Here is a 14103-nt window from a genome sequence, read left to right as displayed (position 1 = left end):
GTATATAAACATATGATTACAAAAAACACACGAGAGATTTACGATATAAAAACAACCCTTACCACTAAACTAAGGGTGTCATTATATCGTTCATCTGTAATGGATAAAGGTATAACTATTTTATACTTTCATGGTGGAGGGTTACTTTATGGCGTAAGAGAGGACTTACCTGAGGAATATATTAGCTTATTCTTGAAAAATGGCTATAACTTATTGGCCTTCGACTATCCATTAGCGCCAGAAGCCCCACTTTCTATGATAGTGCAATCAGTACAGGAGAGCTTCCAGTGGTTTAAAAATGAAGCTTCAACGCTCCTAGGTATTGATAGCTCTAAGTTTTTTCTCTTTGGTCGCTCTGCTGGAGGCTATCTCTGCTACCTGCTATCAAAATATCTCATGACCTCTGAGTATAACCTCCCTCTTGGTATTATTAGCTTTTATAGCTACTACGGACTAGAAGAAAAGGAATTTTATACACCTAGCAGCCATTATCTCAAGCTTCCTAAAATACCTGAGAGTATATTATCAGAGCTTCTATCACCAGAGCCAATAACCCATGGTCCCATAAGCTCTCGATTTTCTATTTATGTATATGGGAGGCAGACAGGCACCTGGCTTAAGCTTCTAGGTATACCACAGGAGGAGGTAAAAAACTATTCCCTCACAGAGGAGGAGCTTTCAAACCTCCCTCCTATTTTCTTAACTGCCAGTACTACTGATCAGGATGTACCATACAGAGTAAGTAAAAGACTCAGTAAAGCTCTAGCTAATGCAACCCTTCACACCGTTTATGGCCTGGACCATGACTTTGATAGAGATATAAAAAATAAGGTAGGCTATGAAACCTACGAAAAGCTAATTTTGTGGATGGATAGAATAGTAGGTAATTGTAGCTAAAAAAAACAGCAGTATAATTTCTAAGAAGAAACGTACTGCTGTTTTTACTATAAAGCTAATTTCTAATTCACAGTATACTTATGAAATTACAATTGCTCTTAAAGTTTTTGTGGTAAAAACACCGTTATCCTTGTACCTATTTCTTTTCTGCTCAAAACACTAAAATAACCCTTATGGCTGTCAACAATCCACTTTGCTATGGATAGGCCGAGGCCTGTGCCACCGTTTTTTCTAACTCTTGCGGTATCTGCTCTGAAGAAGCGCTCAAAGATATGTGGGACATCCTTTTCCTCCATACCTATGCCATTATCCTGAACAGAAAAATAAGGCTCTCCTTTTTCATTTCTACCGGCTCTAAGGATTATTTCTCCTCCCTCTTCGGAGTACTTAGCTGCATTTTCAATTAGAATTCTCATAGTCTGCTTAAGAAGGCCTGGGTCACCATAAACGATGATGCTATCAGAATCAACAAAGCTGTATTCATGGTCCTTGTCTATCATTTTAGACTCTTCTAAAACCTCACGAAGCATATCATTAAGTAAAAACTCCTTCATGGTAAGCTGAGTTTTTCCATTGATCCCCCTAGCTAAGAATAACAGCTGCTCAACTAGAGTTTTCATATTCTCAGACTCAACCTTTATGGCTGAAATAGACTCTTCTAATACGCTCTCATCACTCTTACCCCAGCGATCCAGCATGTTTGCATATCCCTGAATTACTGAAATAGGAGTTCTTAGCTCATGGGAGGCATCGGAAACGAACCTAGCCTGCTGCCTGTAGGACTCCCTCATTCTATCCAGGAGCTTATTTATTGCATCCTCCAGCCCTTTAAGCTCGCTATCATCTATGTGTATCCTTTCATCAGAGGCTGAGGGAGTAATTTTAGATATGGCATCCTCTAGGCTGTGAAACTTATCCTCATCAAAGTCCATATTGCTGAGCCTGCTTGCAGCTTCTGCTATCTCATCCAGAGGCCTTAGAGACTTCCTTATTTTTGCGGTACCAAAAACAATCTGATCTAATAAAAATATACCCTCTATAATCCCTAAAATTATCATTATTGTTTTAACACCCTGAAGAAAAGCTGCTGCTTCTTTGACCATTGTCCTTCCATCATTCCAGACAACCTTGTAGCTGGCGGTTTCTATGGGGAAGAGGTCAAAGGATCTTTTTGCAGATCTCACCAGCTCTCCGTAAAAGTCTTTTTCAGCTTCTATGCACCAAAGAGCAAGTAAAATAAATATAAGGAAAATATCCAACAAGAGAAGGTTAATGAATAAATCCCTGACAGAGGCGGCATTAAGCCTTATAGCAATAGATGTGATCTTCTTGTTATTTTTACTCATCCTTTATCACGTATCCTACACCACGTACCGTAGTAATCAGCTTAACCTTAAAGGCATCATCTATCTTTGTTCTTAAGAATCTCACATACACATCTATTACATTTGTTTCCCCAAAATAGTCATAGCCGCATACCTTTTCGATCAGTGTACCTCTTGATAATACTATATCTTTATTTTCCAGCAACACCTGCAGCAGTGTGAATTCTCTATTGGTTAGCTCAATTATATTTCCGTCATAGCTAACCTTATGCCTCAGCTTATCTAGGGTTAATAAGCCACAGTATAGGAGTCCTTGGTCACTTTTTTCTGAGACAGTCCTCTTTTTAAGTGCTGTCCTTATTCTTGCAAGGAGCTCTTCTATAGCAAAGGGCTTTGTGATATAATCATCGGCACCTGCATCGAGACCTGAAACCTTATCCATAACAGCATCTCTTGCGGTGAGCATTATTACAGGAATGTCAGAGGACCTCCTAAGCCTTCTTAAGACCTCAAGACCATTTATTTCAGGGAGCATAATATCCAGTATTACTAAATCAGCTTCTCCCTTTTCTGCTAGCTCAAGACCCATCCTGCCATTGTTTACCTTAATAACCTCATAGCCCTCATGAATTAACTCAAGCTCTATGAATCTTGCTATCTTTTCTTCATCCTCAACAATCAAAATCTTAATCATCAGCCTTACCCCTCTTTAAATTTCTCTTTTATATCCCGTGCAGCCTTTGACATTTTACCAAATACTTTATTGATTTCATTAAGTTTACCTATATCTATCCTATCTGCAGCTATTAAAAATTCTATATCAAAGAATAATGCAACAATCATTAAAGGTATTATAATCCAGAAGCCAAAGAATAAAAGTAATATTATTACTGTAAAAGGCACCTTTAATAATATGTTTCCTTTATTAATTATTTCTATAAAGATGTTGTTACCAGTGTCTATGGCTTTAATAATGGCTTCAAATATCCCATTAAAACTGTTTTTATTTTGCTCACTGCCATAAGCACTGCCTTCATCCTTGCTATTATCCTCATGAGAGCTTGTGTAGCTTTCTTTATCCTCGTGGGTATAAAATATACTGACAGAAGGCCTTTTCACCCTTCCCTGCTCTTCTAAATACACCACTGCCTCTAATATATCCCAATTATTCATTTCTAAAGCAACTTTAGCCTCTTCATAGGTAATATTTGCTTTAGTGCGTAGCTTGTCAACTAGTTTAATCTTATCCATAAATAATCCTCCGTATCTATGGTGCGAATATAAGTAAATTATACCATTACCAATAATATTTCCCCAATTAAAAAATAAAGAGGCCTTTAGTGTTTCCAAGGCCTCTTTATATATACTTATTACTTTTGGTAGCCTTCTTTAAAATCTCTTTTAAGGTTATCTGCTGATTTTGATACCTCTTCAAATATATCATTTACTCCGTCACATTTAATATCAGGGCCTGAGATAGAATATTTATAACCACAGAACAATCCAATCACCAGCAAGATTATACTTGGAATTGATAAGAATACTATAAATACTGCAGCTATGGTTAGGGGGATTCTTATTGGCTTTTCATTTTCTTTTTTGGCATCAAAGAAATTATTGTTTCCTTTCTTTATAAGCTTACCTATAAACTTAAACATTCTTCCCATAAGCTCACCAATACCTCCACAGCTCTCTTCCTTCTTTTCCTCTCCCTCAGCTTTTGCATTATATTCCTGGTTCTTAGCTTCCTCTTGATTGTATGTGTTTTTATAATCCTCTACTGGAACTGCTTCTATTAAGGTGTTACTCTTATTCCCTCTAAGCTTACCCCTTCTCTCTAAATCAATAATTGCATCGAGTAAATCCCAATTACAGCTTTCCAAAACCTCTACTGCTTCTTCAGTAGTTATATCAGCCTTTTCCATTAACCTTTTAATCATTATATCTCTTTCCATATTATATACCCTCCATGAATTTATTTTTTCCTTCATCATGGTTATATAATACTTCGGGATAATTAATCTAAAATATAAGAAAGATTAAAATCAGATTAAAAAATAATTAATTATTCCTTGCTTCTTTAATATCATTTTTAAGCTGAAGCCAAGCATCCTCATTCTCTACGTAATAGATGGGACATAGCTTCTCCGTAACATCATAATGGCGTATGACATTGTCTTCATCAAGATCACACAATTCAGTAAGCCATGCTGTAAGCTTAACCAGGGACTGATAGGTTACCTCACTAAATTTTCCTGAAGCATCAGGATGGCAGACCTCTATGGATATGGTATCATTATTTCTCCAGTTGCTTGCTTGGGATATTTCATTTAGTGGAATAACTTGGATTATCTCTCCTTCAAGACCTATAACAAAATGGGAGCTGACCTCTACCCCTGGATTATTGAAGAAATCTCTATTCTGCTGAGCTGTAGTTCCTGGATTTCCCACATAGTGTATAACTATGTCCTCGATTGCCTCTAGATCCTTTCCTCTTCTCGCTGCACCATCTATATCTATTAAATCCACCTGAACCCACGCAGGAACCTCCGCATCCTTTAGAGCTTCCACCTTCCTCCGGGAACTTGTCCCTCTTAATAAAAATATTACAATTAGTATGCACGCGGAAAAGAAAATAATCGAAGCTAGCATGAGCAATATTCTCTTACCACGGTTTCTTCTTTTTCTCTTTCTTATCTTCCTTCTCTTTTTCATCTGCAGTATCTCCTATGATTATAGCTATGATTATTAATTTGATGTTTATCTCTATGGATAATCTCACTAAATATGTTTAAAAAGCATTATACCTAATTTTTTCTATATAATATATACGACATTATTTAACTAAAATCCTTGTACTTTACAATATTGCTTAAAGAAACTACTGGTTTTTAGTCTAATTAATAACTTATAGATTAAAACTGTACAGTAAAATAAGACAAGCATTACAGCCTGTCTTAAATAGCTTCTATCTATATTCTTTTGCCTTCATCCTTCGGACATACCTTCTACCATAAATGACTACTATGATTCCTACTGTAATCTTTATAATTCCCAACACAACAGGCAACCATAATAGATTTGAAGGTGCATTCATCAAGGCCTCCATGTTGGGATCTACTGTTTCCCAACTATTTATCATCTCACTAGGTCCACTGACTAAATCTGTTTCCAAAGCCTCTTGGCCGTAATCAAATATAAAGCCAGCAAATGACCTCATCATTATCTTGCCTATTATAGCTGATATAATATCACTAATTCCCCAGGCTGCAACGCCATAGCCAAGCCAATACCATTTTTCTTTAATAAACTTTAATATACTTTCAAAAAAACTAGAGCTCCTATAATTATTGCCTCTCTTCTCTTGCTGTACTCTTTCTGTTTGTTCCTTAAGAAGATAATCCGTTGTCACATTATAAATATTGCTCAGGTTAACTATATTATCCAAATCAGGCTTTGCTTCATCCCTCTCCCACTTAGAAACCGCTTGTCTCGATACTCCAAGAATTTCAGCAACCCTATCCTGTGACAGCCCTGATTTTTGTCTGAGCTCTGATAACTTTTCCCCCAATGTCATTATTCTCTCTCCCTTTTTAAATATTATAGCTATAGCATACCTAAATGCCAGGTTTCATTCTAGCAACCGCACTTGGAACTTTCGCAACTGGTGGTTGCAATGCAGCTAAAACAGTAAACCCCCCCTACTTATTCATAGCTTGAATATGTTTTATATGTCCTTAAGAACTTATCTCGTCCAATATATTTAAAACCAGCCTAGCAGAATTATTTGCTGCTAGCTCCTCAAACTCCTCATAATTTACAGGTGCATTATTATCTGCATTATCAGATATGCTTCTTATAATAATAAAAGGAACTTCATTAATTTCTGCTACATGTCCTATAGCTGCTCCTTCCATCTCTACACAATGAGGATTATAGATCTCTACAATTCCTCTCTTCATATCATCGTCACAGATAAAGCCATCTCCCGATACAATTCTCCCAACATGATAGTTGTAGCTATCATGCAATGTTCTTTCATATGCTTTTACTGCTAAATTCTTCAATTGCTCACTTGCTGTAAAAAACTCTTTAAAAGGAAAGCAAGTTTTCATTTGCTCTTGTCTCACATCATGATAGGTGACATTATCAGAGATAACAATATCTAAAAGCTTAACCTTCTCATTTAAGCTTCCAGCAATACCAGTATTAATTATTTCCGTTACATTAAATCTATCAATAAGTATTTGAGTGCAGCTCGAAGCATTTACCTTCCCTACTCCACAAGTGGTTAAAACTATGTTTAAATCTTTATACTTTCCCTGATAAAAGGTAAATCCCGCATATTGCTTTTTACTCCCTACAACCATTCTATCTCTTATCATTTTTATCTCTATACTCATTGCCCCAATTATTCTAATAGCCTTCATAAAAATCCCCCATTAAATCCGCTTCTTCAAATAATACCTCTTATGTCCTTGTGGACAATCATCTAAAATTCCGTGTATCTCATAGCCTTGCCTAATATAAAAGTCCTTCCTCTGAAAATCAAAGGTGTCCAAATGTATCATATGGCAGCCATATTCCTTTGCGGTCTTTTCTATTTCCTTTAAGAGCTCCGAGCCAAGCCCTCTGTTTCTATATTCCTCCTTAACCCACAAGGCATCTATATAGATACACTTCCAGGCATAATAAATACAGTTTACCCCTGCTATAATATTTCCACTATCATCTTGAATATGCCTATTGATGTTTGATGCTGGTATAGGAGCTTCAAAAGGTACATTGGACTCATTATACTCACAAATTCTATCCTCAATATAATCGATTTCTTCTTTGCTACTTTCTAAAATCTTATAGTTATTCATATGTTAACTCCCTCACTTATATAAATAAGTAGTTTATTTTTTCCAAATCATACTAATATAATTATCCAATAGAGAATAGTAATTGTAAACATTATCCATAATACATAATTTTTATATATGAATTTTGATGAAAATAATATAATTAAACATCTAAATCTATACTTATTGAAAAAAACAAAAAAATCAGGATAAATCCAAATTAAATGAACTTATCCTGACTTATAAATCACTTTAAAGCTATTTGCTCATTAATAAAACAATCTTTATTTCCTATGACTCTCCATAAGCCTCTCTACCTCTCCCTTACTAGGGAAGGAGGAAATAGCTCCATGGCCTGTAGTTGATAAGGCTCCACTGCCATTGGCAAAGGTAAGGATCTCTTCATAATGTTCTTCTAAAACTTCTTCTAAATTACTTTGAGTAGCTCCTTTTTCAATAAGCTTAAAGAGCATTCCACCCACAAAGGCATCTCCTGCTCCTGTGGTGTCTAAGACCTTAACTCCAAAGCCATTGATAGAGTATTTATTATTACGAATATATAGAGAACAGCCTTCTGAGGCTTGTGTCAGTATCACAGCTTTCACGTCTCCTGTGAAAAGTTTTTTAATTGACGCTTCAACCTCTGATACCCCGGTGATAAACCCCAACTCCTCGTGAGAAACCTTTACGATATCCGCTAGGGGGATAAAGCTTTGTATTGTGAACCTACATTCCTTTGGGCTATCCCAAAGGGGAAGTCTAACATTAGGGTCGAAGCTTATTATAGCTCCTCTCTCCTTGGCAGCTTTAATAGCCTTTAGATGAGCTCCCTTCATAGGACTATCAACTAGGTCCACAGAGCAGAAGTGAAGTATATCATTACTCTTAAACCACGAATCATCTATTTCATCCTCTGTGAGGAGCAGATCTGCTGAGGGCTTTCGATAAAAGGAAAAATCTCTTTCCCCATCCTCTCTTAAGGATACAAAGGCCAGTCCAGTATTTGCTTCCTCTGTTCTTAATATCTTATCCGTATTAACCCCAGCCTCTTCTAAGGTTTCCACAAGGAAGTCTCCGAATCCGTCCACTCCTAGCTTGGTTATAAGTGAAGCTTGCCCTCCAAACTTAGCCACTGCTGCAGCTACATTTGCTGGCGCTCCACCAGGAGCCTTCATAAAGGCCTCCACATCCTTTAAGGCTTTTCCCTTTTCTAAGGGAATGAAATCTATTAAGGCTTCACCGATACAGTAAATAGTACTCATCCTCTACCTCCCTAATATAAATTCATATACTAATAATCCCATTTTACCATATTAAAGGAAGTGCGTCCTTTAGTAGCAAAAATTCTAATGTCTCTGCTATTCTTCTTAGGGAAGATTCTACTGGTGAATACCTCCTGTCCATCATTTATAAATATTTCCACGGAAGAAACATCTACAAAGAGCTGAAGCTTTATAGTATCTCCCTGAAAATCACAGGCTCTTACACTGCCATATTCTGAGCCAAATTCTTCTCCTGAGGAGCTTCTATCAAGGATGAGCTTTTTCTGGAGGGCATCATATTTTATCACTGTCCTTTCCTCTTCCGAAGCTCTAAATTCTATACCAAACTCCTCTGCATCATGATTTTTAAATTCTCCTATGAGCTCGTAGGTTATTCCCTTCAGCTCATCATAAGCCTTTATTTCATCACAAGCCTCATCCTCAACTATATATTCCTTCTTCCTAAGGCTTTCCAGCTCCTTTATTGGCTTTTGAATTAACCTTCCATTTTCTATGGATAGTTCCCTAGGTAGGGTCAGGCAGTGTGCCCAGCCATTTTTATCCGTAGGGTACTCAACCTCTCCCATACCCATCCAGCCAACTAGAATTCGTCTACCTTCAGTATCCTCCATGGTTTGAGGAGCATAGAAGTCAAAGCCTCTATCAAGCTCATGGAATTCACCATGACTAAGCCTTCTATGCTTTAAGTCTAGCTTATCTCCCAGGACATAGCCTGATTGATAAATATTCCTATAGTTATCCCCCTGAGGCTCTAAGCCTTGAGGGGAAAATATAAACACTCCTTTATCCTGGAGCTGAAAATAATCAGGACATTCCCACATGAAGCCAAAATCCTGAAGCTTTGTTACAAGCTCTCCTTGAAAGTTCCACTTCATTAAGTCCTCAGAGCTATAAAACACAGCAGTACCAGTTTCATTTTCCCTCTGAGCACCTATTACTGTATAGAACTTATCCTGCTCCTTCCATACCTTCGGGTCTCGAAAATGCTCTGTATACCCTTCTGGCACCTCGGATATCACTGGGTTATTTACCTTTGTAATATTGCCCTGAGGGTCCATAACTGCTAAGCACTGCTTAGGATGCCTCCTCCACTCTTCATCCCGGGTGTTACCGGTGTATATAAGATAGAGCTTCCCTTCATGCTCTATGGCACTTCCTGAATAGGCGCCATAGTTATCAAAATTAGAATCAGGCTTTATACCTATGCCTACATCTTCCCAATGAACCAGGTCCTTAGACCTCACATGATACCAATATTTTAAACCATGGACAGGTCCTAGAGGAAACCATTGATAGAAAAGATGATATTCACCGTTATAATAGGAAAAACCATTGGGATCATTAAGGAGTCCAGTGACAGGCTGTATGTGATAGCTCTGACGCCATGGGCAGCTATCTACCCTAGCCTTAAGCTCACTAATTTCTTCTGCACTTGCATCCTCCAATCTACGATATCTTTCTTCTTTAGACCATTCCATCTATTCAAAACCCCTTATTCTTCAAGTTATCCTTTGCTTTATATTACTTTATTTCAGCTTCCTTTTCTTTATACCCATATAACCAGGTTAAAGCAAAGGTTACAACAAATACAATAACGCTGATTATAATATATAAGAACCACTGGTTATTAAGATATAACAGTATTCCAGGTATTCCTGTAAGGCTCATGCCTGTGGCCTCAAGCTTAAAGAGGGCACCTAAGAAGCCACCTACAGCTCCACCTATGAGTCCCATAAGGAAGGGCTTGCCATATCTTAAATTAACACCAAAGATTGCAGGCTCAGTAATACCAAGGAATGCAGAAACTGCTGAAGGTATAGCCAGGGCTTTTAATTTTGTATTCTTACTCTTTAAGCCTACGGCAAGGGTTGCAGCACCTTGAGCTATGGCAGTATAAGCTATTATACCATTATAGGGGTTAACTCCTGTATTTGCTAAAAGCTGAATCTCCAGCATATTAAATATCTGATGAACTCCCGTAACTACCACTACCTGTATTAAACCACCAATAGTTAATCCTCCAAGACCCATAGGTAAATCAATAATTGCATTTACTGCAGTGAGCAGGAAGCTTTCAACTACATGAAGTATTGGACCTAATACAAATAAACCTACGGAAAGCATTATTAATAATGTTAAAAATGGTGTAGTAAATAAATCTATGGCTTCTGGCATCCTCTTACGGATCTGCCTTTCAAGCTTGGCTCCTAAGAATCCCACAAAAAATGCTGGAAGCACTGAGCCCTGATAACCAGCCACGGGAATAAAGCCAAAGAACATCAGTGGCTCTACAGCTCCTGAGCCAACCTCATAGGCATTAGGAAGAGCTGGGTTAACAAGCATAAGACCAAGAACTATACCTAGTATAGGACTGCCTCCAAAAACCTTAAAGGCTGACCAAGCTACAAGAGCGGGCAGAAAAGCAAAGGCTGTATCAGTAACAATCTGAGTAAAGGTTATAAAATTTGCTGGAAGATCTGCAGCAGTATAGCCAAATAGGTCTAACACAGCCTCTTGAGTTACAAGACCTCTAATCCCCATAAACAAACCTGTGGCAACTAAGGCTGGAATTATGGGAACAAAAACATCACCTAAGGAACGAACAGCTCTCTGAAGGGCATTTCCTTCCTTCTTAGCTTGCTCCTTGACCTCACTCTTAGAGCTCCCCTGCAGTCCTAACCCCTCTACGGCTTCATACACCCTGTTTACAGTACCAGTTCCAAATATAATTTGATATTGACCGGAGTTAAAGAAAACACCCTTTACCTTGTCTATCTTTTCTATAGCCTCTGTATCCACCTTGCTCTTATCGTTTACAACGATTCTAAGCCTGGTAGCACAGTGAGCAAAGGAATTAATATTTCCTTCACCGCCAACAGCTTGGACAATCTCCTTTGCTATCTCTTCATAAGACTTTACCATAAATGTCACTCCTTTATAATTTTATACTCCCCTTATTGGAACCGGTTCCATTATTCTTAAAAATATAACCGATTAATAAAAACCGGTTCCATATTATCCTAATTTTATACTATTCACTATTTTCTGTCAACACTTTCTCCCTCAATTATTTTAAACTTTGATACAGTAACCGGAGGAATTATTTCCTCTTTAATAAGCTTCATAATTCCCTTGGCAGCATGTTGTCCTGCTTCCTTGAAATAAAGCTTAACTGTGGTTAAGGTAGGATGAATTATTGTGGTAACCTCATAACCTCCAAAGCCTGTTATAGATAGCTCTGTAGGTACCTTAACTTTTAGTAGATTAGCAGCCTTCAGGGTTCCCATAGCAATATTATCTGTGGCACAGACAATTATAGAAGGCCTATAGGTTTCTATTACTTCTGAAGCCTTAGCTAATGCTGCTTCTAGCTTAAAGCCTGTCTCATAATACCTCACTTCGCAGCTCCCATGCTCCTCCATTGCCTTCTTAAACCCTTCTTTTCTCTTTATACCTACGGAGATATCCCTCTCGGTAACGCCAAGGTAAGCAACCTTCTTATGCCCTTTAGACAGAATATATTTACCCATTTCATAAGCAGCACCGTAATCGTCATGAATTACACTGTGAATATTATCCGCCTGCTGTCCCATAAGAATCACAGGAATATTTATCTTCTTAAAGGCCTCTAAATGTGCAGGGGTAACCTCTGTGGCAAGAAGAATAATCCCTGCAGCCTTCTGCTTAGCCAGGGTATAAATGCTTTCTATTTCACGTTCTATTGTCTGACTGGTATTGGATATAAGCAGCTGATAATTCTCTGCCCTGAGCTCCTCATCTATTCCTATGAGTATCTGTGATGCTGCAAAGGAATCAAGACGGGGGACAATAGCTCCAACAATGTTTGTTCTCTTAGCCTTTAAGCTCTGAGCAAATGCATTAGGAGTATACCCCGTTTCTTTAATGATATTGTCCAGCTTGAGCCTTGTCTCCTCTCCTACCACACCACCATTGAGATACCTAGACACTGTACTTTTAGCAACCCCCGCTAGTCTAGCTATATCATTTATATTAGTCATTAATAACTCACCTCCCGCTCATAGGTTATTTATCTTAAGTATAGAATAACTTTTCATTTAAGTATAGAATATTCTTCCATAATTCAAATGCTATAGTATTAATATGGGTGTTTTTAATAAAAAGAGCACTGAGATAAAATCTCAATGCTCAATCTTTATCTTATCCATAGATCAATATAAAAACAATTTATATTTCATATCCACAGGACAAGTATCTCTAAGTCTATTTAGTGAGATAAATCTATATTTTGAAAAACTCCTCTAAACCCTTAGCAGCCAGTAACTCATCATGTCCCTTAGCATTTACAGCCACTACTGCTCCTTGAGGTACATTTAGTGCCAAAACATTGATGAAGCTTTTAGCATTGGCCTTTTTACCATTATATTCAATGGTAATCTCACTATTATAACTCATTGCCTTTTTTACCATTAGAGATGCTAAGGCTGCACGTAAACCCTTATCATCTAAAACCCTTATCTCTTTTAGAACCATAAATCTATCACCTTATATTTTATCATTATCTATTTTACTTAGATACTATATCCTTTGTATCTTTTGCAATCATCATTTCTTCATCGGTAGGAATTACATATATTTTAACCTTAGAATTATCAGAGCTAATTTCTGCAATCTCTCCACGGGTATGATTTCTTTCGCTATCTAATTCAATTCCCAGGAAGCTAAGCCCTTTGCAGATTTCCTCTCTCATTTCTATGGAATTTTCTCCTACCCCAGCAGTGAACACAAGGCAGTCTACACCTCCCATAGAAGCAGCATAAGCTCCTATGTACTTCCTAACTCTGTAGCAGAATATATCTAGGGCAAGCTTAGCTCTCTTATTTCCACCCTCCGAAGCTATCTGTATGTCTCTAAAATCACTGCTTACTCCAGAAATCCCTAGGACTCCGGATTTTTTATTTAAAATATTTAAAGCCTCATCGGCAGTTATCTTCAGCTCTTTTACCAAGAAGGAAACTATTGCAGGGTCGAGATTACCGCTTCTTGTTCCCATAGCTAAGCCCTCTAAAGGTGTAAAGCCCATAGTGGTATCAATTGATATCCCATCCTTAACAGCTGTGACACTAGAACCATTTCCTAAGTGACAGGTTACTATTTTTAAGTCCCGTATATCTCTTCCCATGGCTTCTGCTGCCTTACTGGAAACATACTTATGAGAGGTTCCGTGGAAGCCATACTTTCTAATCCCATACTCAGTATAATATTCATAAGGAAGAGCGTAGATATATGCTTCCTCAGGCATTGTTTGATGAAAGGCAGTATCAAAAACAGCAGTCATAGGAGTAGCAGGCATAAGCTCCATACAGGCCTTTATTCCTATTATATTTGGAGGATTATGAAGTGGTGCAAGCTTAACGCAATCCTCTAAGGAGGCCATCACCTCATCATCAATGAGAACTGATTGAGCATACTTTTCTCCTCCATGGACAACTCTATGACCTACGGCTGAAATCTCGTCCATAGATTTAATAACACCAAAGTTTTCATCAATAAGCGCCTTCAGAACTAGTCCAATGGCTGCCTTATGATCCTCCATGGCTTGCTCTACTACATACTTGTCTTTTCCCGGAGTCTTTTGGGTTAGGATAGAACCATCAATCCCGATTCTTTCTACTAAGCCTTTAGTCAGTACCTCCTCAGTTTCCATATTGATTAGTTGATATTTTAAAGAGGAACTTCCACAATTTATTACAAGAATCTTCATTTAATAAT

At 37.7% G+C, this 14103-nt stretch carries 15 protein-coding genes; 1 reads left to right on the top strand and 14 read right to left on the bottom strand.

Going from position 1 to position 14103, the window contains the following annotated elements:
- Positions 1–12 precede the first annotated feature (12 nt).
- Positions 13–897, top strand: coding sequence for an alpha/beta hydrolase (locus ACPWSR_RS08030; RefSeq protein ID WP_426351163.1), 885 nt, complete (start codon positions 13–15; stop codon positions 895–897).
- 98 nt (positions 898–995) lie between these two features.
- Here ACPWSR_RS08030 and ACPWSR_RS08025 read toward each other — a convergent pair whose 3' ends face one another.
- The 14 genes from ACPWSR_RS08025 to ACPWSR_RS07960 form a co-directional block, all read right to left on the bottom strand.
- Positions 996–2243 carry a sensor histidine kinase gene (locus ACPWSR_RS08025; RefSeq protein ID WP_426351162.1) on the bottom strand — a complete coding sequence of 416 codons (1248 nt, stop codon included), beginning with the start codon at positions 2241–2243 and terminating at the stop codon, positions 996–998.
- Positions 2236–2916 (bottom strand): response regulator transcription factor, encoded by a 681-nt coding sequence (locus ACPWSR_RS08020; protein ID WP_426351161.1) that lies wholly within the window; start codon positions 2914–2916, stop codon positions 2236–2238. The genes ACPWSR_RS08025 and ACPWSR_RS08020 overlap by 8 nt, the downstream gene beginning before the upstream one ends.
- A 5-nt stretch (positions 2917–2921) precedes the next feature.
- The gene (locus ACPWSR_RS08015; protein WP_426351160.1) at positions 2922–3473 is read right to left on the bottom strand and encodes a hypothetical protein; all 552 of its coding nucleotides are present in this window, start codon (positions 3471–3473) and stop codon (positions 2922–2924) included.
- 119 nt (positions 3474–3592) lie between these two features.
- Positions 3593–4177 (bottom strand): hypothetical protein, encoded by a 585-nt coding sequence (locus tag ACPWSR_RS08010; protein WP_426351159.1) that lies wholly within the window; start codon positions 4175–4177, stop codon positions 3593–3595.
- Positions 4178–4283: 106 nt separating this feature from the next.
- Positions 4284–4937, bottom strand: a complete 654-nt coding sequence (locus ACPWSR_RS08005) for a peptidoglycan recognition protein family protein (protein ID WP_426351158.1) — start codon at positions 4935–4937, stop codon at positions 4284–4286.
- Positions 4938–5190: 253 nt separating this feature from the next.
- Positions 5191–5799 (bottom strand): helix-turn-helix domain-containing protein, encoded by a 609-nt coding sequence (locus ACPWSR_RS08000; RefSeq protein ID WP_426351157.1) that lies wholly within the window; start codon positions 5797–5799, stop codon positions 5191–5193.
- Between the two features lie 160 nt (positions 5800–5959).
- Positions 5960–6652, bottom strand: coding sequence for a 5'-methylthioadenosine/adenosylhomocysteine nucleosidase (locus ACPWSR_RS07995; RefSeq protein WP_426351156.1), 693 nt, complete (start codon positions 6650–6652; stop codon positions 5960–5962).
- A 12-nt stretch (positions 6653–6664) separates the two neighbouring features.
- Positions 6665–7090 (bottom strand): GNAT family N-acetyltransferase, encoded by a 426-nt coding sequence (locus tag ACPWSR_RS07990; protein WP_426351155.1) that lies wholly within the window; start codon positions 7088–7090, stop codon positions 6665–6667.
- Between the two features lie 263 nt (positions 7091–7353).
- Positions 7354–8331, bottom strand: a complete 978-nt coding sequence (locus ACPWSR_RS07985) for a carbohydrate kinase family protein (RefSeq protein WP_426351154.1) — start codon at positions 8329–8331, stop codon at positions 7354–7356.
- A gap of 29 nt (positions 8332–8360) precedes the next feature.
- On the bottom strand, positions 8361–9830 hold the full coding sequence (locus tag ACPWSR_RS07980) for a glycoside hydrolase family 32 protein (RefSeq protein ID WP_426351153.1): 1470 nt from the start codon (positions 9828–9830) through the stop codon (positions 8361–8363).
- 43 nt (positions 9831–9873) lie between these two features.
- Positions 9874–11274: a sucrose-specific PTS transporter subunit IIBC gene (locus ACPWSR_RS07975; protein WP_426351152.1), complete on the bottom strand. Its 1401-nt coding sequence runs from the start codon at positions 11272–11274 to the stop codon at positions 9874–9876.
- A gap of 116 nt (positions 11275–11390) precedes the next feature.
- Complete coding sequence (locus tag ACPWSR_RS07970) at positions 11391–12371, bottom strand: LacI family DNA-binding transcriptional regulator (protein ID WP_426351151.1); 981 nt, start codon at positions 12369–12371, stop codon at positions 11391–11393.
- A 241-nt stretch (positions 12372–12612) separates the two neighbouring features.
- Positions 12613–12864, bottom strand: a complete 252-nt coding sequence (locus ACPWSR_RS07965) for an HPr family phosphocarrier protein (RefSeq protein WP_426351150.1) — start codon at positions 12862–12864, stop codon at positions 12613–12615.
- A gap of 34 nt (positions 12865–12898) precedes the next feature.
- Positions 12899–14095: an acetate/propionate family kinase gene (locus ACPWSR_RS07960; RefSeq protein ID WP_426351149.1), complete on the bottom strand. Its 1197-nt coding sequence runs from the start codon at positions 14093–14095 to the stop codon at positions 12899–12901.
- Positions 14096–14103: the final 8 nt, after the last annotated feature.

It is taken from the genome of Alloiococcus sp. CFN-8, assembly GCF_049943125.1.
In the GTDB taxonomy this organism is placed as follows: Bacteria; Bacillota; Clostridia; order Clostridiales; family Clostridiaceae; genus JAEXZL01.
Note: the sequence above shows the minus strand (reverse complement) of the source record. Positions and strands in the feature narration are given on the sequence as shown.

Bases quoted from the DNA above. Each gene is read 5' to 3' on its own strand.
- ACPWSR_RS07960 (WP_426351149.1), bottom strand. From the start codon at position 14,095: ATGAAGATTCTTGTAATAAATTGTGGAAGTTCCTCTTTAAAATATCAA.
- ACPWSR_RS07970 (WP_426351151.1), bottom strand. From the start codon at position 12,371: ATGACTAATATAAATGATATAGCTAGACTAGCGGGGGTTGCTAAAAGT.
- ACPWSR_RS07965 (WP_426351150.1), bottom strand. From the start codon at position 12,864: ATGGTTCTAAAAGAGATAAGGGTTTTAGATGATAAGGGTTTACGTGCA.
- ACPWSR_RS07985 (WP_426351154.1), bottom strand. From the start codon at position 8,331: ATGAGTACTATTTACTGTATCGGTGAAGCCTTAATAGATTTCATTCCC.
- ACPWSR_RS08010 (WP_426351159.1), bottom strand. From the start codon at position 4,177: ATGGAAAGAGATATAATGATTAAAAGGTTAATGGAAAAGGCTGATATA.
- ACPWSR_RS08025 (WP_426351162.1), bottom strand. From the start codon at position 2,243: ATGAGTAAAAATAACAAGAAGATCACATCTATTGCTATAAGGCTTAAT.
- ACPWSR_RS07990 (WP_426351155.1), bottom strand. From the start codon at position 7,090: ATGAATAACTATAAGATTTTAGAAAGTAGCAAAGAAGAAATCGATTAT.
- ACPWSR_RS07995 (WP_426351156.1), bottom strand. From the start codon at position 6,652: ATGAAGGCTATTAGAATAATTGGGGCAATGAGTATAGAGATAAAAATG.
- ACPWSR_RS08005 (WP_426351158.1), bottom strand. From the start codon at position 4,937: ATGAAAAAGAGAAGGAAGATAAGAAAGAGAAAAAGAAGAAACCGTGGT.
- ACPWSR_RS08015 (WP_426351160.1), bottom strand. From the start codon at position 3,473: ATGGATAAGATTAAACTAGTTGACAAGCTACGCACTAAAGCAAATATT.
- ACPWSR_RS08000 (WP_426351157.1), bottom strand. From the start codon at position 5,799: ATGACATTGGGGGAAAAGTTATCAGAGCTCAGACAAAAATCAGGGCTG.
- ACPWSR_RS08020 (WP_426351161.1), bottom strand. From the start codon at position 2,916: ATGATTAAGATTTTGATTGTTGAGGATGAAGAAAAGATAGCAAGATTC.
- ACPWSR_RS08030 (WP_426351163.1), top strand. From the start codon at position 13: ATGATTACAAAAAACACACGAGAGATTTACGATATAAAAACAACCCTT.
- ACPWSR_RS07975 (WP_426351152.1), bottom strand. From the start codon at position 11,274: ATGGTAAAGTCTTATGAAGAGATAGCAAAGGAGATTGTCCAAGCTGTT.
- ACPWSR_RS07980 (WP_426351153.1), bottom strand. From the start codon at position 9,830: ATGGAATGGTCTAAAGAAGAAAGATATCGTAGATTGGAGGATGCAAGT.